General features: G+C 44.9%; 21 protein-coding genes. 7 read left to right on the top strand and 14 right to left on the bottom strand.

Features of this window, described 5'->3' with window-relative positions:
* Positions 1-58: 58 nt before the first annotated feature.
* Positions 59-1,834: a cytochrome c biogenesis ResB family protein gene (locus F6K64_RS03985; protein ID WP_287264896.1), complete on the bottom strand. Its 1,776-nt coding sequence runs from the start codon at positions 1,832-1,834 to the stop codon at positions 59-61.
* Between the two features lie 479 nt (positions 1,835-2,313).
* Here F6K64_RS03985 and F6K64_RS03980 point away from each other — a divergent pair, with 479 nt between their 5' ends.
* On the top strand, positions 2,314-2,775 hold the full coding sequence (locus tag F6K64_RS03980; protein ID WP_287264895.1) for a pentapeptide repeat-containing protein: 462 nt from the start codon (positions 2,314-2,316) through the stop codon (positions 2,773-2,775).
* 7 nt (positions 2,776-2,782) lie between these two features.
* On the opposite strand, the gene F6K64_RS03975 is transcribed toward F6K64_RS03980, so the two are convergent.
* Both F6K64_RS03975 and F6K64_RS03970 read right to left on the bottom strand, forming a co-directional pair.
* Entirely contained in the window at positions 2,783-3,016 is a 234-nt protein-coding gene (locus F6K64_RS03975; RefSeq protein ID WP_287264894.1) for a hypothetical protein, read from the bottom strand.
* 214 nt (positions 3,017-3,230) lie between these two features.
* Positions 3,231-3,704, bottom strand: coding sequence for a thioredoxin domain-containing protein (locus tag F6K64_RS03970; protein ID WP_008189381.1), 474 nt, complete (start codon positions 3,702-3,704; stop codon positions 3,231-3,233).
* 9 nt (positions 3,705-3,713) lie between these two features.
* On the opposite strand from F6K64_RS03970, the gene F6K64_RS03965 reads away from it, so the two are divergent.
* On the top strand, positions 3,714-3,914 hold the full coding sequence (locus F6K64_RS03965; RefSeq protein WP_502708026.1) for a hypothetical protein: 201 nt from the start codon (positions 3,714-3,716) through the stop codon (positions 3,912-3,914).
* On the opposite strand, the gene F6K64_RS03960 is transcribed toward F6K64_RS03965, so the two are convergent.
* The 6 genes from F6K64_RS03960 to F6K64_RS03935 form a co-directional block, all read right to left on the bottom strand.
* Complete coding sequence (locus F6K64_RS03960; protein ID WP_071104720.1) at positions 3,908-4,519, bottom strand: hypothetical protein; 612 nt, start codon at positions 4,517-4,519, stop codon at positions 3,908-3,910. The genes F6K64_RS03965 and F6K64_RS03960 overlap by 7 nt on opposite strands.
* 144 nt (positions 4,520-4,663) lie before the next feature.
* Entirely contained in the window at positions 4,664-4,861 is a 198-nt protein-coding gene (locus F6K64_RS03955; protein ID WP_071104721.1) for a hypothetical protein, read from the bottom strand.
* A 12-nt stretch (positions 4,862-4,873) separates the two neighbouring features.
* On the bottom strand, positions 4,874-5,518 hold the full coding sequence (locus tag F6K64_RS03950) for a Tll0287-like domain-containing protein (RefSeq protein ID WP_071104722.1): 645 nt from the start codon (positions 5,516-5,518) through the stop codon (positions 4,874-4,876).
* A gap of 154 nt (positions 5,519-5,672) precedes the next feature.
* Positions 5,673-6,515 (bottom strand): cytochrome c3 family protein, encoded by an 843-nt coding sequence (locus F6K64_RS03945; protein ID WP_287264890.1) that lies wholly within the window; start codon positions 6,513-6,515, stop codon positions 5,673-5,675.
* Entirely contained in the window at positions 6,512-7,156 is a 645-nt protein-coding gene (locus F6K64_RS03940) for a cytochrome c3 family protein (RefSeq protein ID WP_008189370.1), read from the bottom strand. Before F6K64_RS03940 ends, F6K64_RS03945 begins: the two co-directional genes overlap by 4 nt.
* A gap of 25 nt (positions 7,157-7,181) precedes the next feature.
* Positions 7,182-7,745 (bottom strand): globin family protein, encoded by a 564-nt coding sequence (locus tag F6K64_RS03935; RefSeq protein ID WP_008189369.1) that lies wholly within the window; start codon positions 7,743-7,745, stop codon positions 7,182-7,184.
* A gap of 766 nt (positions 7,746-8,511) precedes the next feature.
* Between F6K64_RS03935 and F6K64_RS03930 the strand changes: the two genes are divergently transcribed.
* Entirely contained in the window at positions 8,512-9,705 is a 1,194-nt protein-coding gene (locus tag F6K64_RS03930; protein ID WP_008189368.1) for a HEAT repeat domain-containing protein, read from the top strand.
* Positions 9,706-10,100: 395 nt separating this feature from the next.
* Positions 10,101-10,700 (top strand): PAS domain-containing protein, encoded by a 600-nt coding sequence (locus F6K64_RS03925; RefSeq protein WP_044495145.1) that lies wholly within the window; start codon positions 10,101-10,103, stop codon positions 10,698-10,700.
* 166 nt (positions 10,701-10,866) lie between these two features.
* On the opposite strand, the gene F6K64_RS03920 is transcribed toward F6K64_RS03925, so the two are convergent.
* Complete coding sequence (locus F6K64_RS03920; RefSeq protein ID WP_008189366.1) at positions 10,867-11,472, bottom strand: Uma2 family endonuclease; 606 nt, start codon at positions 11,470-11,472, stop codon at positions 10,867-10,869.
* A gap of 72 nt (positions 11,473-11,544) precedes the next feature.
* On the opposite strand from F6K64_RS03920, the gene F6K64_RS03915 reads away from it, so the two are divergent.
* Positions 11,545-11,685, top strand: a complete 141-nt coding sequence (locus tag F6K64_RS03915; RefSeq protein WP_287264888.1) for a hypothetical protein — start codon at positions 11,545-11,547, stop codon at positions 11,683-11,685.
* 42 nt (positions 11,686-11,727) lie between these two features.
* Here the strand turns inward: F6K64_RS03915 and F6K64_RS03910 are convergent, their stop codons facing one another.
* The 4 genes from F6K64_RS03910 to F6K64_RS03895 all read right to left on the bottom strand — a co-directional run bounded on the left by F6K64_RS03910 (position 11,728) and on the right by F6K64_RS03895 (position 17,033).
* Entirely contained in the window at positions 11,728-11,934 is a 207-nt protein-coding gene (locus F6K64_RS03910; protein WP_287264887.1) for a type II toxin-antitoxin system HicB family antitoxin, read from the bottom strand.
* A 116-nt stretch (positions 11,935-12,050) separates the two neighbouring features.
* Entirely contained in the window at positions 12,051-15,320 is a 3,270-nt protein-coding gene (locus tag F6K64_RS03905) for a CHAT domain-containing protein (protein WP_287264885.1), read from the bottom strand.
* Positions 15,317-16,609, bottom strand: coding sequence for an AAA-like domain-containing protein (locus tag F6K64_RS03900; protein WP_287264883.1), 1,293 nt, complete (start codon positions 16,607-16,609; stop codon positions 15,317-15,319). Before F6K64_RS03900 ends, F6K64_RS03905 begins: the two co-directional genes overlap by 4 nt.
* 88 nt (positions 16,610-16,697) lie before the next feature.
* Positions 16,698-17,033 carry a XisI protein gene (locus F6K64_RS03895; RefSeq protein WP_287264881.1) on the bottom strand — a complete coding sequence of 112 codons (336 nt, stop codon included), beginning with the start codon at positions 17,031-17,033 and terminating at the stop codon, positions 16,698-16,700.
* A 281-nt stretch (positions 17,034-17,314) separates the two neighbouring features.
* On the opposite strand from F6K64_RS03895, the gene F6K64_RS03890 reads away from it, so the two are divergent.
* Together F6K64_RS03890 and F6K64_RS03885 are read left to right on the top strand one after the other, a co-directional pair.
* Positions 17,315-17,455 (top strand): hypothetical protein, encoded by a 141-nt coding sequence (locus F6K64_RS03890; RefSeq protein ID WP_154659944.1) that lies wholly within the window; start codon positions 17,315-17,317, stop codon positions 17,453-17,455.
* 470 nt (positions 17,456-17,925) lie between these two features.
* Positions 17,926-19,899 (top strand): iron uptake porin, encoded by a 1,974-nt coding sequence (locus tag F6K64_RS03885; protein WP_229414746.1) that lies wholly within the window; start codon positions 17,926-17,928, stop codon positions 19,897-19,899.
* Positions 19,900-20,209 lie beyond the last annotated feature (310 nt).

The raw sequence follows: 20,209 nt of genomic DNA, 5'->3' as shown, positions 1-20,209 counted from the left end.
AGCACAGAAGTAAAAGCTACACAGAACTAAACGCTAATCTCAACTAGAAGAAAGTATGTTAGGGAGAATGATAGTACAAGGGAACTTCGGACTCCTCTGGCTGGCGGCGCAGTTTTTTAGCTATCCCTCGACCATAGAACATGATGGTGATGCCACCGATTACTAGACCAGAGCCTGTCCAAGTTAAGGCAGTTACCCAGGCTGGTTCTCGCTTGATTTGTAGGGTTGATTGTTTTAAGTCACCGGGATTCCAGGAAGCTTGGGCTATTTTCCAGCCTTGATACCAGGTGGGATGGTTCATCCAAACGTTGCGCTGGGAGATGACGTGGTGATCCCGGTCTTCTATCCGGATTTTGCTAGTCCACATGGCAACGGAATCACTGCCTTCATTGCGTTCAACGATGAAGTCTTCTAATGCGATCGCAAACGGCAGTTGCAAGAGTTTGGGACTAAAGGCAGCAAAGATTTCTCCTGTTGGTTCGTTAATCGTAGTCGGTTCGCCCCAGGGTAACCAGGTTTGGGTTCCGGTTTCGGTGCTGACTAATAAGGCTGGTAGTCCCTTAACGGTTGGGTCAAATACAGGTATGACCTGACGATTGATTTTGCCATGGGGAATATACTCGTCTAGGGTAATTTGGAAATCTGCCCAACCGGGACTGACAGCTTTTCCAACCTCTAAAGTCCCAGATTTAAATCCTTTCGAGGAATGGGCAGCATAGAATAGCTGACCTGATTGAGTCACGATTACCCGGAAATAATCCTGTGATTGCTGGGGTTGAATGTTATAGCTAATCTCAATTCCTTCTAGGGGTTTTCCTGATACCACTGAACGAATTGGCGGAAAGTTCTCCTTTCCAAACACAAACCAGCGTTCCATCCCTTCTAGTGTGGATACCTCCAACTGTACTGCCGGATTTCTCAGTTGTTGGGAGGCCGTGGTCGGTTGGTTGTTGGGGTCTAGTCGGAAATCCGGCCAGAAATCGACGACTTTGACTGAGGAGTCTGGGGCTTGGGATGACAGAGCTTGTTTGATATCGATAATCTCTGTATCGATCTTGTCCCTTTCTTTTGAAGTTACCTCGATGGTACCCCAAGGACTCAGGTTTTGTTCTTCCGGGGGGGATAGCAGAGATTTGCCTTTTCCTGTCGCTACCGTATCGACCTGAATGATTTCTAATTCAGCTGGCCCAATCCCCACTTTGCTATAGGCTACTGGGGCTACAGCTAAATAGCGCTCTAGGGTTTGCCCCATGCGATCGCTTTTCAACCGTAATCGCACTGCTGGATTATCTACTGCTAGATTATCTGCCGTTGCCCCTTCCGTAAAACTGACTGTTTTGATGGTTTTGTCGCTGTAGCCTACCAAAGACAGTTTCCCAATTTGCTTGGGCATGACTGAACCATCTGGCTTGATCAATACATCAGCCTGCTGCCACTCTGATGATGGTGTCATCACTTCTAACAATTCCCCTTCAACCCGAATCTGATTGCTCGAAGCCGTATCGGTACGCAAAGGTAACATGCCCTCTACACCTAAGTGGATTACAGCTGCTGAACCAGCGATAATTACGATGATACCAAGATGGGTCAAAGCAAAGCCGATTTTACGCGCACCTCGCCAGGGGTAACGATACAGAGCTGAGACCGCTAGGTTGAGGGCTAGTAGGAACATTAAGGCCCCAAACCACGGACTTTTGTAAATCTCTTGTTGCACGGTAGTTGACCCTACCTGAGATTCGTAAAACGTCGCCCCAATTAAGATAGCGACAATCATACTAAGTAAAGGGACAGCTAGTTTAATCGAGCCAATAAATTTCAAGGTATGCTCAAGCATATAGCAATCCTAGGTTATTTGTGAACATACTGGTCAAGATTGGTAGCACACAACATGGTTCAGTAACTATAAGGTAATCAGGAATAGTTTTTACCAATAGTTTAGGACTTATCTCTATATAATACACCCTGGTATAAAACAATTTTATCAACACAAGCTTTTTCCTAAATTATGTTTTTTTTCGCTTTTTTCAAACTAAGCGATCGCTTTTACCAAAACGCCTTAACGTCATGAACAAATACCATTAATTTAATTTAATACTGTATTAAATTATACATTTAGCAAGTTTTTAATCTTAAAGGTGTACTAAATTAGTCTACTAATAGTCTACTAAATTAGACATTGCTAAACGGTTGCGTAAACGCGATCGCTAACATCAGACTTCGATACTGGCCATATTACAGTCTGTCTACAATTTCCCATCTGTAAGGAATTGTCACTAACACCAGACCGAATCCAGATCACGTTTGAGGTTATCTATGCTGTTGTACACTAGTCCATCTAGCCCACTTACCACAACCAATCCTGAGGAAATCCTGAAGCGATATGCTAGGGGAGAACGGGATTTTCGGGGCATAAATCTGAGTGAGGAAATGTTGAGTTGGGTAGATCTTCAGGGGATAAATCTCAGTGGTGCTCAGCTTTATGTATCTATCTTAGAAGGAGTTAACCTTACCGAAGCGAACCTTACTAGAGCTAACCTCAGTTGGATAGACTTAACTGCAGCTACTTTAGTCAAGGCAAATTTGACTGAAACTAACTTACATAAAGCCGATTTGCGTGAAGCAGATTTGAGTGGTGCTAACCTTCAGGGAGCAGATTTGAGTGGTGCTAACCTTCAGGGAGCAGATTTAAGTGGTGCTAACCTTAGTGGTGCGGACTTAACTAGTGCAGTCATGTCTCGTAGTTTTGATATCGGTATCTTAAAAGCAGCTTTCTAGACAGATATTATTTAAGGTTGAAGGGTTGTTCGCGTAGCGTGGCCAAAGGCCAAGGTTGAAGGGTTGTTCGCGTAGCGTGGCCAAAGGCCAAGGTTGTTCGCGTAGCGTGGCCAAAGGCCAAGGTTGAAGGCTTGAAGGTGGTTTGGTTGAAGGTTGTTCGCGTAGCGTGGCCAAAGGCCAAGGTTGTTCGCGTAGCGTGGCCAAAGGCCAAGGTTGTTCGCGTAGCGTGGCCAAAGGCCAAGGTTGAAGGCTTGAAGCTTTAAAGTTGGTTTGTTTAAGCTTTAATAAGCTGTAACTTTCTAACCTGTAACTTTCTAACCTGTAACTTTCTAACCTGTAACTTTCTAACCTGTAACTTTCTAACCTGTAACTTTCTAACCTGTAACTTTCTAACCTGTAACTTTCTAACCTGCAACTTTCTAACCTGCAACTTGTCACCTATGGTAATCCTGTTTTCAGGATAATAGCTCTTGCAGCACTTTAGTGATAATTGGTTCAGGGATTTTGCCAACTAGGATTTCTGTCTCTTCCTGATTACTGTCTAGAAATGTGAATTGAGGCACACCAGTCACTCGGTATTTTTCAATGGGTTTAGCCCACTGGGGGTCATCTACATTTAGCATCACCCAATTGACGGTTTCTCCATACTGTTGGTGCAATTTGTTCAGGATGGGAGCCATGGATTGACAAGTGGTACACCAGTCAGCGTAAAATTCTATTAAAGTGGGCTTATTATTGCTTAAAGCAACCTCATAAGGGACGGATTGCTTTACCATTGTCTTGATTAGAGCTAACCCAGCCACGGTTGAAGTGCTAAGGCTAGATAGATCAGAACGAGTTAGGAAAAATGTTCCAGCTGCGAATACAACAGTGATTATTCCTACAACAATGCTGAGTTTTGCCCTGAGTTTTCCTTTCTCACTATTCATGATTACCTCTTGCCAAAGTATTCTATTAATCAAATATACCTCCCACACCTCCTTGTTCCCTGCTCCCGATTCCCGATTCCCGATTCCCGATTCCCGATTCCCGATTCCCGATTCCCGATTCCCGATTCCCGATTCCCGATTCCCGATTCCCGATTCCCGATTCCCGATTCCCGATTCCCGATTCCCGATTCCCTATTCCCTATTCATTGATAGTAATAGGCCAGAAATATGTGAAATCCTAGCATCACAAAGAAGACACTGACTAGGAAGATATGGGTGGATAGCCAGATAGAGCGTAGATTACGAATTAGGGGGCCTTTAGAGATACCCGGTAGGATACTGCCAATGCCATCCTTTGCTGGCAGCCAACCAAAATATTTTCTAGGAGATTCCAGCACCCCGGTTTCCGCCACAACACCTACTAGAGCGGATAAGGTTACAGCAAAAAATACCCACAGGAATATAGAATTAAAATTCTTACCTGTCGCCCCAATGGTATGAATTAATGTTGTTCCTAAAAGGGCGACTCCCAGAAAGATATGTAAACTCCGCCACAGCTGTATGGACCCAGGAATAGTAAACTTAATCATCCAGCCACGACTACGCTTTCTAGCCGTTAGTACCATCTCAAACAATACAAAGGCTAGGGATAGATAGCCGGTAATTTGCTTATAAAGTTCCCCTTGTAAAAGCTGATACCATTTAAAATAGTTGTCCCGCAGCATCGGTAGATAAATGGGACTCAGGGCAAAGGGAGTCAGAATTACCACACAGATGAAGGTGAGGATGATTAAGGTAGAAAATTTGGGCTTCATAGCATAGCGGCTTGTCGGTTAAACCTATGTTGTAAGCATTCAGCAGTCAGCAGTCAGCAGTCAGCAATCAGCAGTCAGCAGTCAGCAGTCAGCAGTCAGCAGTCAGCAGTCAGCAGTCAGCAGTCAGCAGTCAGCAGTCAGCAGTCAGCAGTCAGCAGTCAGTCTTTGGGTGATACCTGTTCGCGTAGCGTGGCCATTCGCGCGCAGCGTGGCCATAGGCCAAGGCCAATAGCCACTCAAGTAGCGTGCGCATAAGCTAATAGCTGATTGCTGATTGCTGATTGCTGATTGCTGATAGCTGATTGCTGATTGCTGATAGCTAATAGCTGATAGCTTAAACATTTCCCCTAAAAATTAGGTGCCTTGTAGAGGCAGATTAATGATGATGCCACCCATGACTTCGCCCATCTCAAAGACTTTGTCGGGATAGCGCTCTTTGTGTACAGGATGGGTGTTGTGGCAAGATACACAGGCTTCAGCGACAGCTTTATCAGGGTAGACGGCAGAATAATAGGTTGTACCAGCAATTTCTTGATAGTCTTTGTAAGGCTCACCAGTTTCAACGACTTCTGCCATCGCTTTCTTTTCAAATTCAGATTTTGGCGCTTGGTTATCGTTGATGTTCCAAGGGGAAATTAAGCCGTAGGTAAACTCTCCGCTATCAGAAGCAATCTCTGCTCCTAGACGGAACATCTGAGCTGGTAGGGGAATACCACCAGTTTGTTGCCAACCTTCAGTGGCTTCCGCATCAACTACTCCTTTTGGCTTGTCTTTGCCTTCTAATGTCTTCAAGCGGTTAACGACATGCTTGGTGTAAGCGGTGCGGTCTGCTAATAACACAGTATGGATATAATCCACAACTATTTCTGGAGCAACGCCTGAAGCTTGCTGACTGGAACCGCCACCACAAGCTACAACAGTGACGCAAATCGCTAAACCTAAGGCAATTAAGCCTACAGCTTTGGTTTTCATGCGATGTAGCAATGTCTTGATTGCCATGATTTCGTGTCTCCTCTCGTTGTATTTAATTGGTATGACGTGGCTATGACGTAGCTATGACTAGGGCTAGGAATGATTAGCGTTAGCTAGTAGCGTTAATTAGTAGCTTTTACTACTAGTAGCGTTAATTAGTAGCGTTAATTAGTAGCTTTAACTACTGTTCAGCATTACTCGACCGTTTCTTCTCAAATGCACGAATTAGATCAAAGGTTTCTAGCTTCAGGCTAGGAGGTCGAGCAAAGTTTTCCTCTACTAGCTCATCGTCGAAGATACTGTTATAGCTATACTCGACGCTGTGGCAGTTCATACAAACTTCCTTAACCATGCGATCGCGTGGTTTAAGAGTAAAGGTATTGTTGTGATTAACGACAATTGTGTTTTCTGAATTTTCCAGCTGCTGACGAGGTAGATGACAGCTAGCACAGGTGACCGATTCACCATTAGGTCTGGGTAACGTACCTTGGTCGGCCAATAGTTCGGCATGCTTTGAGTTTTGATAGTTGAGGGAGTGGGTGTCATTATGACAGGTCAAGCAGGAATCTACAGAGGCTTGCCAGGTATTTACAGAATGGACATTGTGACAGCTGTTGCAGTTCATTTGCTTGTCCATCGCTGACTCTTTCATCGGCAAATGAGCCATTGCTGGTGTCAAGGGAGATAGTCCTTCTGAGATCCGAATGCCATGCTTACCATACAGAAAGGTCTCAACTGCTACCTCATGGCAACTTTGACAACTTTCCTGGGTTGGTTTAACCACTAATTCTTTAGTGTCAGAGTCTTGGTGACAGCTAGAGCAGTTAACGTCTGCTAAGGCATGAGCACTGCCTTGCCACAACTGATTAATTTCAACTAATTCCCCTTGGGAAAGGGATGCAGCGGGATCTTTGGGCACACCCCCATTAGTGGCTAAATCAATAACGTTGTTTGCGTTACCTCGGATACCGCTGACGAATACAAACCCAATTAGGACGAGTACAATGGCAATCAGTTTTTTCATGACTCGCTCCCCAGGAATTCTTCACCTAAATCGGGAGTAGGCGCTTCTTCTAATTCCCCAGTAACTGTGCGCTCCAACAGTACAGGTTCTGGCAACATCGGCAACTGATCGATATTCTGACGCAGGAATCCTGTCGAGATGGAGCGGTGGTCGTGGAAGTTATGACAGCCTGCGGTCCAGCAACCATCCGGAGCAAATCCTGTATGACTGGCTAAGTCACCGGTGATGATGCCCTCATGGCAAGCCATACATAGGTCTGGCTTGAGGTGAACTCCTCGCCCAAACATATGGACGTGTTCGTTATGACAAGCAGTACAGGTTAGTACATCTATCTTGGTTAAGAGTTCAGCCCAACGGGGGTCACGGAACTTTTTAGATCCGTGAGCATCTGCTGCCATTTCGGCTTCGTGACAGCGCATACAGGTTTCGTTGGTGACCGGTTTAAACCCCTCATGACAGGAGTTACAGGAGACCTCAAACAAAACATGCCCCTCCGAGGTAGTGCCAGGAAGGAAGACACTGCGGTGATCTAAAGCGAAGGCAGCGCTTAACCACGTTAGTAGGATCACCATCACACCGATGATGACTACCTTGGATTGGAGAATAGTAGGCTTAAAAAACTTACCCAGATTGCTTGCCATTTTTAACTATTTACAACAGGATGGCTTACAAGAGCATGGCCAGGATCAGGGTGACAATTCCACCAGCCCCAAACACGCCACCGACTAAGGGCCAGTTAATGTTTGTTTCCGGCACCTCATACTGTTGGGGGCTGGGTTTTGTGGCCTCTGGTTTTGGGGAATCTAACTCCACTTCTTCAGAGGAATAATCCGCACCATCCAACATGATGGTGGTAATGGCTCCGTAGGCATCTACCCAGGCTTGCTTGACCTCTGGTGTCCAATCCGCCCCCAAGTATTGCTCAAAGGTTTTTAGGAGGCTATTGCCCACTAATGGATAATGTTCTGGCAGCGCTCCATACTGAACATGTCTCGCTCCTAGTCCTTTGAGGGCTGAACTGAGGGTATCTGGTTTACGTAGATTTTCTACTACCAGTACCAAGGAAGCCAGCAGTTTTTTCTTTTGCGCAACCATGTCTGTGGTATCGAACAGAGGCTGGGCGGCTGGATAATCGGTGAATAGATTTTCGTAGAAGCTGGCTACAAATTCTGTAGCGCGAGGCTTAACCTTATCAAAGCTTTGTTCTAATAGTTCGACTTGTAAAGACATTGCTATATATCACTCCCTAGGATTTAGATGGGATTTAGATGGGATTTAGATGGGATTTAACTGTTAGCTTGGCACCGAGCCCCCTATACTTACTTCAACCCACTTTTGGGTTGGAGTCATTGAGGTTGAGAGTTTGACATCCCCTAAAGGTAGATGCCCAGTGGAGATAACCTCCCACCAGGCAGGATTTTCAAGATGTCTAACTGTGTAAGGTTCCCACTGACTAACACTGACTAAGTCGATGTGATTAGATCAATAGTCCATATCGAGATATAACGATAGGTTTCACAATCGGGAAACATCGTAGCTTTTGTTACAAAGAATTTATAAAATTTTATATTATGCATCAAAATATTGCATTTAATACATTTTGGATTTGATAATTAGGCTTTTGTTGGAGAACGCTTAAATTAGAGTCCGATATTCGGCGTTGCTGAATCTTCGAATTAATAGGAGTAGAGTGGGCATCCTGCCCGCCCGAACATATATGTGTGGAACTGGCTTGATGCCAGTTCCACACATATATTGAAACTGGCAAGATGCCAGTTCCACGCCTGATGCCCATTCCACAGGTGCGACCCAAGGCCGCGAGGGATTGCTCGCGGCCTTGGAGGCGCGCACCTGACTCTTAAAATCATTCCATTATTAAGTAACGCTGGAAAATCAGCTGTTCGTCGGATCAGTCTCCTGTGTGATCGAGATAGTAGTCCAATGCAGTGAATTTGATGCAGTTAATTTTTTATTGCCGTGAGGCAACGATTAAACAATGCTGAACATTTTAAAACAAGCAAGTCTTGCTGGACAGCAGGAAAATTTTTCATTACTCACTCACCATCTTCAGCAGTTGTCCTTAGGGAAAAATGGTCAGACACAGCAGCGGTTAAGTGATGAAGAGTTTCAGCTAGCTTTGAGTCTGGGATTACAGGTGCTCAAGAGTGGGGATTTTCAAGAAAAATGGGCTTTAGTAAAGGTGCTACCAAAACTGGGGAAAGCCGTTATTGCTCCGGTGATCAGCATCCTAGAAGATGAAGCACTAGATTTGGAAGTCCGTTGGTTTGCTGGTCGGATCTTAGGTCAGTTTGATGACCCGGCAGTAGTGATGGTGCTAGTCAAATTGCTGAAGGATGGTGAGGATGAAGAGTTAGCCTATATGGCTTCTGAGGCACTGGCAAACATTGGGACTTCAGCGGTGGCGGCTTTAAGCCGTTTCCCAGAATCCCCAGAGGCCAGATTATTGGCAGTGCAAGCCCTGGCTCATATTCACCGTCCGGAAGTGATTGAGCCATTGCTGAGTGTGGTTAATGACCCCAGCTCGGAAATACGGGCTACTGCTATTGAAACCCTCAGTAATTTTCGCTCACCCTCAATTACTCCAGTTCTCCTGAATGCCATAAGCGATCAAGTGGCAGCGGTGAGGAAAGAAGCGGTGATTGGTCTAGGGTTACTACGCACTCTGTTGCCAGATTTAGATCTAGTCAAGCGGATTAAACCATTGCTTTATGACCTGAATTTGGAGGTTTGCCACCAAGCTGCGATCGCACTCGGGCGTTTAGCTACCTTGGAAGCCCATCAAGCGTTAGTTAAGGCACTCCAGTCACCAGCTACACCAATCAGTTTACAAATCGAGATTGTCCGTGCTTTCAGTTGGGAGTTTACTACCAATTCCCTACAACAGTTACAAGCAGTGCTGAGGGAGGCACCCACACCAGTCTGTCGGGAAATCATTAGCGTCCTGGGGATGGTAGAGTCAGACTATTTGAAACCCAAAGCCGCTGAGATTTTGATCGACTTTTGTCAATCAGGGCAAGTGGCTACCGAAGATCACCAAATCAAACAAACTCTAGCCATGTCCCTAGGACAATTAGCTCAATTTAAATCAATACCCTTACTCAAAGACTTGGTGGCAGATTCAGATCACTCCGTGAGCTTGCATGCGATCGCAGCCCTCAAAAAATTCTGATTGTAAATTCTCATTCTAAATTCCCTTTAGTCTAGGGGCGTAAAGCCTTCATGGTCTACCGTTGCTAAGGCTTGCATTTTTTTGTGCTATACTCTATAATTGTGGTTTAATTCAGAAGTGGGCTACCCCTTAACTCAAATCCCTAAGGTGGACTTTAATTGAGGAAAGCCGATCTGAGCCATCCATAGAGACAACAGAAAAATCAATAAAAGCAAAGATATTGCGGAGCAAGCGTGGTTTAAAAGCCAATTCTGGGCGTTTGCTTCATGATTTTGCCACAAAAATTTGCTACCATCAAGTACACTCGCGAACCCTAGGGGACGATTTAATAGAAGGCCATTGAGTAGTCCAGCCTCAATTGTTCCTAGACTTGCTCTGTGGATGGAGAAATACGAGTGAATATAAACGACGATACCGTATTCAAAGCACTTCTGAGTTCACTGAACACAAATCCAGGCTTTGACTTTACTAAGCACCAGATTCCAGGTCAAAAGTGCCTCAAAATTGAATCACTAGATCCTAAGCAATCCTCTCTAAAGCCGGAGCTGCTCTATGCTGCTCTAGAGGAACTCTCTACCGGTTTTGAGGAACTCAGCGAGAAGTATGAGGCTTTGCAAGCGGCTTACGCTGTGTTACAAGCACGGCAACAACACTACCATAATTTGTTTGAATTGGCTCCGGAGGGTTACCTGGTAACCAATGCTCAAGGAATTATCCAAGAAGCAAACAGTGCAGCTGCTAGTCTACTAAACGTACAGCAGTATTATCTGGTGGGTAAACCGCTGATGAGCTTTATCAGTGAAGCTGAGTCTAATCGGTTCGACCTCCAACTCCACCAGCTCCAGGAATTGCAAAAGCTCAAGGACTGGCAAGTGGTATTGTGTCCACGGCAAGGTAAACCTGTAGCGGTTGATATGTCAGTGTCTGTCTGTTGTGACTCTCAAGGCAATGTGGTTAGTATCCAGTGGATCATACTTAATGTGACTGGGTTCTAGAACCGCTAAAAGAGCTCGAAGTCAAAAACATCAGGGCTCTACAATCCGGTTTTATCATTACCCTTTCTCTGGAATTGAGGAAATTCCTGAGTAAGATCATCAATTAACTAGCACAGATGGCTGATTGTGCTTCTCTGCTTGGGTTGACAAGGCTAATCCGTTACCCTTACCAGATTTTATCCAGCTTCAGCACGAAACCAGGCAGTACCGACTCATCACCCTTGACCGTAGCCGGATTGTCCAACTGTTCCACTTCTACCCCAGGACGGTAAATATACACCTGACGACTATTTGGGTCAATCAACCACCCCAAGCTAGCGCCATTTGACCTGTACTCCTCCATCTTGTTCTTGAGATCTTTCACCCTATCAGTGGGGGAACGCAATTCAATCACAAAATCCGGGCATATGGGAGCAAATTTTTGCCTTTGTTGAGGTGTTAGGGCTTCCCATCTTTCTAACTTTACCCAAGAGGCATCAGGGGAACGTTCTGCACCATTGGGAAGTTTGAAACCAGTGGATGAGTCAAAACCTACTCCTGTACCGTCCTGTTCCACCCAAGTCCACAACTGACCACCTATACTTAGATTACGTTTTCCGGTTTCACCTCCTGTTGGGGGCATAACAATTATTTCTCCCTCTGATGTCCGCTCAATACGTAATTCTCGGTTAACCTGACAAAATTCAAAAAATTGGTCATCATCCATCTCCAGTGCCGGGGGCATCCTCAGCACAATCGGATTAGTTTCAACAGCTGTGGTGGCGAATGTCATGATTTAGTTGCTTCCCGCACAACAGAGTTTCTTCTATTCTAGTTATTGGTACTTACAGCGGTTTTCAATTCGGTGAGGTACAAATTTCTACGTTTTAGGGAGCAGGGAAGAGGCAAGAGGCAAGAGGCAAGAGGCAAGAGGCAAGAGGCAAGAGGCAAGAGTGAAAAAATTCTGTGTACCTCAGGTGCGACCCGTGGCGAATTTAATTCTTAATGGGTCAAGCGCACCTAATAGTTATGAAAAATGCTGTAACTATCAGACTACAATTTGTTGTGTACCGACAAATTCTGTTTCAAAGGTTAAATTTTCATCTTCTAGCAGCATTTCAATTACTTCTCGCAAATTTTCCTTTAACTCGTCTAAGGTTTCTCCCTGAGAATGTGCGCCTTTAAATCCTGGAATATAACCAACGTAGAGATTGCTATCTAAATCTCGCTCAACAATTGCAGTAAATGTTTTCATGAAATTCTAGTTTTTTAATTTAATAATATCTTCTAGCGGTTTGCGACTTTTCAAGTAGCGTGAGCTTTTAGCTGACGGCTGACGGCTGACGGCTGTTCGCGCTACGTCATAGCCCCTTAGCGCCAGTCACCGATTATAACAAAGTGTGCCCAGTAATAGGGATGACTGAATTCATACTTTTTTAACATACTTAACTGAGCACGGCGCAGGGCTTCAGCTTTAGTAACGTTCCGTTGAGTAAATTCTTGGTAAAACTGAACCATCAGCTCAGCAGTGGATTGGTCGTCAACAGACGCCAGAGTGCCGACAATACTTCGTATTTTAGACCTTAGGGCTACTCCCGCAAATCCAAAAGGTGTTTGATTATTCCCTTGAGCAATTTCACAAGTACTGAGGACGAGTAATTCAATGGGATTGGATTTTTTGTGTTTTTTTGAATGCAGTAACTTCTCAAATTCCTTGGCTGTAATTTTTTTGTCCCAAGCCAATATAAATGTATCTTCTGAAGAAAACTCTCCATTGGTTGCCAAGTGAACTATAGGGAAGTAAGAGGAGTTAAGTGCGTTTTCCAGGGCTTTACCAGTGAAGTCCTGATTAAGTAGGATTGAACTTGGTATCATTGAGCTAATTTTTTTTACCTCCACCTCAACAAAGGGTAATGGTGAATAGCCTTGGCGGGATTCAGAAACTCCAGCAATCAAAGCTTTTAAAGGTTTTTGTTTCTGGGGCTGAGGCTCTAGACTCTGTAAAGCGGGGGTCACAGCAATGGCATATTTTTCTACTAAATACTGCTCGCCATCGTGGAGAGCTGCCATGGGAATATTTCCTAGCCTACTATTGGGCACAAATACGATAGTCTTGATGTTGCTTTTAGCTAACTTAGTTTCTGCTGGTTTAATCAGCAATTCGTAAATTTTTGGGGAGAATCTACGCCATAAACGTCTATGCACGATTCGCACTGCCTCTTTAAAACTGCTAAGCGTTTCCTCAACTTCTTCTGCAGATAAAGGTGTTGAGTAGCGGTGCAAGGGTTGACCGGGCAAGTGAAGAATTACTTCCAAGCGGTCTTCCAAAAGAATAGGATAGATTACTGCTGCTTGGGAATCAATTTGGTCAATTTGGATGAGATTAGGATTCAAAGGAACTATCTCACGGAAGTTATTGAGTTCAGTCAAATGGAGAGATTCAATAACCTGACGAACTTTTCTGAGATTTTGCTGGTTAGAGCCAGTTTCCTCAGAATCCAAAAGTGACCCGATAAACCCCTGATAAACACTCTCTACAATTTCTCCAAAAGAAACCCGTATAGCTGGATTTATCCTAGTTAAATCCCTACCTAAGGATTGGATAGTATCAAAAGCTTTGGCGTAAGCAGACGACGCTCTTTGAGTATCTCCTTGAGCTGCGAGTAAACGAGCTTGGGCATTTAAAGATTGGGCAAGAAGAGCTGAGTGATCTAGAGAGTTTCTATTATCTGCATTGGCTAATAGTTTCAAACTTTCTGAAACTGCCTTATTTGCCTGATCAAACTGTTCAAGTTGCTGATAGGCAATAGCAATATTGCTCAGCAGCATGGCTTGTTTGAGTTCATAGTCTTGAATCTCAAAGGACAGAGCTGCTTTTTTCCAGGCTCTTTCTGCCTGAGAGCGCTTATTGGCTTTGTAAAGTTTTCCAGCTACTTCAGATAGCTGCGAGACATTTTGAAATTCTTGCTTTACCTGGTTAAGTTCTATCTTGGCAGAATCAACCTGGCGATTCGCGTTTACCAATAGAATTACTGTTAGTATTCCAGAAATCCCAGCTCCCAATAACGCTAAAATTAAGACACCTAATCCGAACCGCATCTGCCCTTTGGCTTTCCGATTCGCCTCAGTTAGTACCAGATTTCTCTTCTGGGTTGCTTCCCTATCTTTCCTCTCTCTCTCTAATTCCGCATCTCGTTCTTTTTGAGCAATTTGCTCCTCTATCTGCTTTTTCTCACTTGCTGCCAGAAACTGCTGATCTAAATAACTTAAATTCTTACCCTTTGCCCAGGCTTGAGCATTCTTTAGAGTTTGACCCCGCAACAACAGTGACTGATCCTGACAATCCGAGGCCACCCAAGCCCTAAAGGCTTCGGAATAGGGACGTAACTGGGCTAATTCTTGCTTAATCCACTCCTGATTAAAGACTTCACGGTAGATCGGGTTATAGACTTTAAGCACTGGAGAGGTTCCAAGTCTGTGCTTGACCACTAACCCAGATAACTGTAACTTGCCCTCTTCAAAACTGTTATTAGCAACAACTTCCCCCTGCTGCCACACCTGCTGATACAATTCCAACAAATAGGCAGCCCGTTGCTCATTACAAAGAATGCGATCGCGTATGGTCTTCAAGTGTTCCGGTTGATCGGTAGCTTCCCAGTTCTCGATAAAATGCGATCGCACTAATGTCTCAATCCATTCCTTCTCCCTCTCCTTCTCCCCCCTTGTTAAGGGGGGTTGGGGGGGATCCAAACTTGTTAAGGGCTTCTCAATCGATTTATTCTCCCCCCTTATTAAGGGGGGTTGGGGGGGATCCAAACTTGTGAAGGATTGGGGGGGATCCAAACTTGTGAAGGATTGGGGGGGATCCCAACACCCAGAACTAACCACCAACTGACAGAGCTTTTGAGTAAGAAACGGTTGTCCTCCTGTCCACGTTACTATCTCCTCGATAACAGCTTGGGGGTTACTGACGTTTCCCTCCAATCCCTTGACTAACGGCTCAACTTCATGGAGTTGAAAGCCATGTAACTCAACTGCTCGGCCAATATTAAACGGGGTGCGGTCTTTATCTGCTATTAAATCCCCTGGTGTCGCCACCCCCAACAGCACAAAACTGATGCGATTATAGGCAGAATTTTCCGCCCGTTTGTTATAACAGGCTCGAATTAGGGCAAAGAAGTCATCTTTAAACGCCAGTTGCAGAACGCTATCAATTTCATCAATAAAAATAACAATCCGTTCGGCAATTTGGATCAGTAAGACTTCTTCGATAAACTCCCGAAAAAGCTGTACTGGGGGAATATCTTTGTGCTCATTGAGCCAGCTGCGAAATGATAATTTCTCCTGTAGACCGAATCGGTTAATCAGAGTTTTGGTTAAACCGCCATACCATTTCTCTGGGGTAACCTGTTGGGTTCCTAATTCCGTAATATCAATGGATGCACAAGCCACTCCCTGGTTTTGCAGCCGTTTCATGGTTCGCACTCTCAGGGAAGACTTCCCCATCTGGCGGGAATTCAAGACATAGCAAAACTCTCCAGCCAGCAACTGCTGATAAAGTTCCCCGTCAGCGGTACGCACCACATAAGTACTAGCATCCGGTGGTAGGCATCCCCCAACCTGATAGGCTCCTGTACTCATGACAGTTCCCCTAGGTGGTCTCTAAAATACTGTCGATATAAATTACAACTGAGCCTGACCTGATTGCCCTGCTTTTTCACTAGCCCCATGCTGTACAACTTATAGGCTGCTATCAAGTCCAGATGCACAGGAGTGTTAGCATCAATCACCTGTAACAGTGCTTTGGCCAAGTCTGGGTGTGGTTGCAGCATCCGCCACAGATGTCGCAGGTGGTTAGCGTAGATGCCAGCATCTGTGGGAGCAGCTTGCAACAGTTGCGCCAGGGAGTCATTACCGTGGATTTGGCAGTGAGATAAGGCTTGCTGTACCAGATCAGGATGACCTCCCACCATCCCCATCAGTTGCTCCACAAGGGATTCACTCCAATCCTGTCCATGTTGTCGGGCTAATTCCTGGACTTGTTCCGGGGTAAATTCTGGTAATTCAATCGGCACGCCCACATTAAACGGGGATTCATTAATATTTAGAGGAATATAGACATCTGTGGAATGGACAACCACCAACCGTAACCGTTTCCAGACCTGTTCCACTTTCCCCCGTTCGTGCCACGCCCTCAGCAATCCCAAAAACTCTGAAGCCACCTCAGGGTAGGGAAAAACTCGGTCTACTTCATCGAGACATAAAACCACGGGAGCCCCAGCTTCAGGCAGAAGATAGTTCTCAAAGTATTCGGTACAATCGACCTTAGCGGTGGAAAAGTCTTCATCCCAATAGTCTCTTAACCGATTTGGTATCTTCAAGCTTTGGGCAACACTGATACAAAACCACTTGAACAATCGATCCACATCGGTCAAGTCATTGCTATTGGCTAAGTGAAAATTTAAATAGGCCTTTCGGTAGCCCTTCTGGGCAAGCTGATCCAACATTCTCACCATCAGCAATGTCTTCCCCATCAGCCTCGGGGCTTTAATCCTGACCAAGGCACCGGGACCTAAAAGGGCTTGATAACAGGAGTGTTCAATGGGAGGACGTTCAACATAAATCAATGAAGAGTCTTCTTCAGGGCAGTGTGTGTACAATACTTCTGAATTTACTTTTACATTGGCTGACGTATCATTGTCAATGTTGTCCTCAAAAAATGCGATCGCATTCCAGTCTTGCCCCAGTTTTTCACTAATTTCTTTGAAATTCAGGTTATCTACAGCTCTGCCATTGAGATAATTATTGACGGTTGATAGAGATATCAATAACTCATCAGCTAAATCTTTCTGGCGAGGGAAACCGTTGCGTTGAACCGCTAATTTTACCTGGTCAATATACTCTGGGCGAACTCTAAGTGAGCGTGGCATGGTCTAGGTTAGATGAGCTAATCAAACTATAACGCTCTTTCCTAGGGACTTAGCCCAACTCAGGTACAACTCAGGCATAACTCACCTTTTAACCTACGGCAAATTCTGTCAACTTACGTGCGTTGGGGTCATGATAACCGATCACAATTTCTGACTTAGGTACTCCTAATTCTACGAGCTCATCGGCTACACCAACCCCAGTACCATCATGTTGAATCCAGATTTTTTCTCCCTTGATATCAATATGGATCAACGAACCACAAACTCGACGGTCACCTGACCAGCCAACTGTTACTAGTAAATAATGATCATCGTTGTGGTCAAACACTGTAAATTGTTCAATCTCACCATAAGAAGGTACAAACTGTTTATGTCGAGCTAACACCTGCTGAATCCATTGCCGATACTGGTTCAATCGTTCCACTGTACAACTACCTCCTTGTCTGGGTCAAAAACTAGTAGTTTTACCTTGTATTATTTTAGGCTTATTCGCCATTTTCAGTGGCACCGTCTCTAAGGAAGGCGCATTTTTTAAAAAATACATCCACAACTCATCGAGTTGGTCTAACTCCTCCAACTGCTTCTCAAACTTCGGTAATTCTACAAACACTAATTCTAAGTTATTTTCTACGTAGCTGATGTTGGGTGCATCTCATATTTGTAAAAAGGGAGTGTGGGGCCCGGGCGCGGGGAGTGTGGGAATTTTTGCCTAATTGCCAAACTCAGATGCACCCTCCCTGTTCCCTGTTCCCGATTCCCGATTCCCGATTCCCGATTCCCGATTCCCGATTCCCGATTCCCGATTCCCGATTCCCGAATTTAATAATTGTTTATTGTTACTTATAACAGTGTTAATTAAAATAAATATGTATCATATATCAAAAATTTGGATTACAGAGGTTAAACCTGATCTAATATCGAATATTATTACCATAATTGCATAATTAATATGCTTTAATTCCATCAAGCCTAAATTTTTTGTATTAAAAAATACAAACAAAACCTCCATCCAAGGTAATTCTTAAAATCGTTAAAGTTAATCGTCTCTTAACTATCCCTTGATCAAAAACTGATCAAAAAGGGCTCAAATGACACTAACTCAGGACAAAGGAGCATTACGGGATCGGGAGATGAGCAGAAAAACTACCAGAATTCTGAAGCTGGTATTTCCTGATCTGTTATCTCTGTGTGCCATGTTGTAATCAATTTGTCATGAATTAGTGACAGACCTGACAAGAGACGGTAGTCGTGTTGACTTGACGGTAGTCGTGTTGACTTGATCGAGTCAAAACCCTGATTGAGTGTGAGGAAACCCTGTGAACAGATCAAAAAATTTGTGGCTCTCTGTGCTAAAATGCCCCACCTTGTTTGTTGGGGCAACCCTATTGATTTCATCCTCAGCAGTAGCAGCAACTGAGGAAGCTTTGCCAGAAGAGACTATCTCTCAAGAATCCGCTGTCAAGCCTACCACTACAGTAGAAACACTGACTTTACAAGCACTCCCTGAGGTCACTTCCCTAACTCAGTCCGTTCTTGCCTCTGATCTGCCATTAGTGGCTGATGCCTCTGATGCCTCTACTGGGTATACGGTTAAGCTCAGTAATTCCACTACCAGTAATTCCACTACCAGTAATTCCACTACCAGTAATTCCACTATCAGTAATTCCACTATCAGTAATTCTGCTAGTGATTCAGTGACGTCATACGGTGACGAGGAAACTGCAGAGGATGACTTGATGGGACCGGTGACTGGTGTTTCTCAACTGAGTGGACAGACTGTAGAGGATGACTCTATGGAACAAGTCACTAATGTGTCTCAACTCAGAGACATTTCCCCTGGAGATTGGGCTTATGAAGCATTACGCTCTTTGGTAGAACGCTACGGCTGTATTGCTGGTTATCCCAATGCTACCTTCCGGGGTAACCGAGCTTTGACTCGCTACGAATTTGCTGCTGGTTTGAATTCCTGTTTGAACCAAATTGAGCGTTTACTGGGGGGCGTTACTGGAGATTTTATCACCCGTGAGGACTTAGAAAGTCTACAACGGTTAATACAAGAGTTTGAAACAGAACTGGCTACCCTAGGGGCACGAGTAGATAACCTAGAAGGACGGGTAGCCTTCTTAGAAGACCATCAGTTTTCCACCACCACTAAACTCAAGGGTGAGGTGATCTTTGCTCTAGCTGATGCCTTTGGAGGGGATGCTGATGATGTTCAGACTGTTTTTCACAACCGGACTCGTCTCAACTTCTTAACCAGCTTTACCGGTAAGGACATGCTCCAAACCCGTCTTCAGGCTGGGGATGCCCCAACCTTGATCACAGGGGCTGGTGGCGAGCTGGCGGGAACTCAAGAAGGTCGCTTTACCTACGATGGACCGAGTGGTAATGACGTTATTATTGATATCTTGCGCTATAAGTTCCCCCTAGGGGATAAAGTAACGGTTCAACTGTTGGCTAACCGAGCACTGCATCACTATTACGTCGATACCGTTAACCCTTTCTTTGAAGGTCGTGCTGGTGGTTCCAATGCTATTACCCGTTTTGCTGAACGTAATCCCATCTATCGGATTGGGCCATTCGGTGCTGGTGCTGCTCTTGCCATCAAGCCCATCAAGGATGTTCGGATTGATTTAGGTTACATCTCCAACACCGCTAGCAATCCTCAAGAAGGCCAGGGTCTATTCAATGGCAACTTTTCTGCGATCGCTCAGTTGGTTTATGGTAGTGATTTCAAAGTTGGATTCACCTACATTCGGGGTTACGAAAATAATGGTGCTGGACGACCCCGTTTAATCCTAGGGGGTACTGGCACAGCCCTGGCTAATCTCAATCCAACAGCTTTGGGGAATGCTACCAGTTTAGGCACAGTTGACTTTGATACCGCAAGAGTGGAAAGCAACTCTTTCGGTGTTGAAACCTCTTTGAGACTTACCCCCAACATCGTACTCAATGGCTGGGCAGGCTACACCGATGCTGAGTTGATTGGCTTGGGTGATGCTGAAATTTGGAACTTTGCTGCTGGTATCGCTTTCCCCGATTTGGGCAAAAAAGGTAATCTGGCCGGAATTTTTGGTGGTGCGGCACCAACCCTCAGAGGACTGGATTTGGATAATGGCAACAGTAACTTTGACAATGATTTTGCCTACCAGGTTTCAGCGTTCTATAAGTACAAAGTCAACAACAACATCTCCGTCACCCCTGGTGTGATTTGGCTTCTCAATCCTAACCAAAGTTCTGACAACGATGATGTGGTCATTGGTACTCTCAGAACCACCTTCACCTTTTAATTTTTAGGCTTGACGTCCCGCGCTCTACCCATGGTTGGTGAGCGTCGGGATCAAAGCTGTTAGGGAAATTTGACTGGAAACTTTACGACCGAGCAAGCCCCCTCACCACTGTCATCCCTTTGCTTACAGGAAGCGGGACCCCGAAACCTCCATCGCCTCACTATCGGTAGCGATCCCTTGAAGGTGCTAGCTCTTCGGGCTAATGGCGAAGCGGGACCCCAAAGCGTCCATGCTATCGCCACTTACTAATACATTTTTTGATAAATTTGTCAATTTGTAAAATATAATACAAATTCGTACCTTTCGCCCC

Origin of the sequence: Moorena sp. SIO3A2 (genome assembly GCF_010672265.1) — a bacterium.
GTDB lineage: Bacteria > Cyanobacteriota > Cyanobacteriia > Cyanobacteriales > Coleofasciculaceae > Moorena > Moorena producens.
The sequence above is the reverse complement of the archived record's forward strand: the minus strand, read 5'-3'. Positions and strand labels throughout refer to the sequence as shown.

Excerpts from the sequence above, each read along its gene's own strand:
- F6K64_RS03985 (WP_287264896.1), bottom strand. The coding sequence starts at position 1,834 with ATGCTTGAGCATACCTTGAAATTTATTGGCTCGATTAAACTAGCTGTC.
- F6K64_RS03980 (WP_287264895.1), top strand. The coding sequence starts at position 2,314 with ATGCTGTTGTACACTAGTCCATCTAGCCCACTTACCACAACCAATCCT.
- F6K64_RS03970 (WP_008189381.1), bottom strand. The coding sequence starts at position 3,704 with ATGAATAGTGAGAAAGGAAAACTCAGGGCAAAACTCAGCATTGTTGTA.
- F6K64_RS03960 (WP_071104720.1), bottom strand. The coding sequence starts at position 4,519 with ATGAAGCCCAAATTTTCTACCTTAATCATCCTCACCTTCATCTGTGTG.
- F6K64_RS03955 (WP_071104721.1), bottom strand. The coding sequence starts at position 4,861 with ATGTTTAAGCTATCAGCTATTAGCTATCAGCAATCAGCAATCAGCTAT.
- F6K64_RS03950 (WP_071104722.1), bottom strand. The coding sequence starts at position 5,518 with ATGGCAATCAAGACATTGCTACATCGCATGAAAACCAAAGCTGTAGGC.
- F6K64_RS03945 (WP_287264890.1), bottom strand. The coding sequence starts at position 6,515 with ATGAAAAAACTGATTGCCATTGTACTCGTCCTAATTGGGTTTGTATTC.
- F6K64_RS03940 (WP_008189370.1), bottom strand. The coding sequence starts at position 7,156 with ATGGCAAGCAATCTGGGTAAGTTTTTTAAGCCTACTATTCTCCAATCC.
- F6K64_RS03935 (WP_008189369.1), bottom strand. The coding sequence starts at position 7,745 with ATGTCTTTACAAGTCGAACTATTAGAACAAAGCTTTGATAAGGTTAAG.
- F6K64_RS03930 (WP_008189368.1), top strand. The coding sequence starts at position 8,512 with ATGCTGAACATTTTAAAACAAGCAAGTCTTGCTGGACAGCAGGAAAAT.
- F6K64_RS03920 (WP_008189366.1), bottom strand. The coding sequence starts at position 11,472 with ATGACATTCGCCACCACAGCTGTTGAAACTAATCCGATTGTGCTGAGG.
- F6K64_RS03910 (WP_287264887.1), bottom strand. The coding sequence starts at position 11,934 with ATGAAAACATTTACTGCAATTGTTGAGCGAGATTTAGATAGCAATCTC.
- F6K64_RS03905 (WP_287264885.1), bottom strand. The coding sequence starts at position 15,320 with ATGAGTACAGGAGCCTATCAGGTTGGGGGATGCCTACCACCGGATGCT.
- F6K64_RS03900 (WP_287264883.1), bottom strand. The coding sequence starts at position 16,609 with ATGCCACGCTCACTTAGAGTTCGCCCAGAGTATATTGACCAGGTAAAA.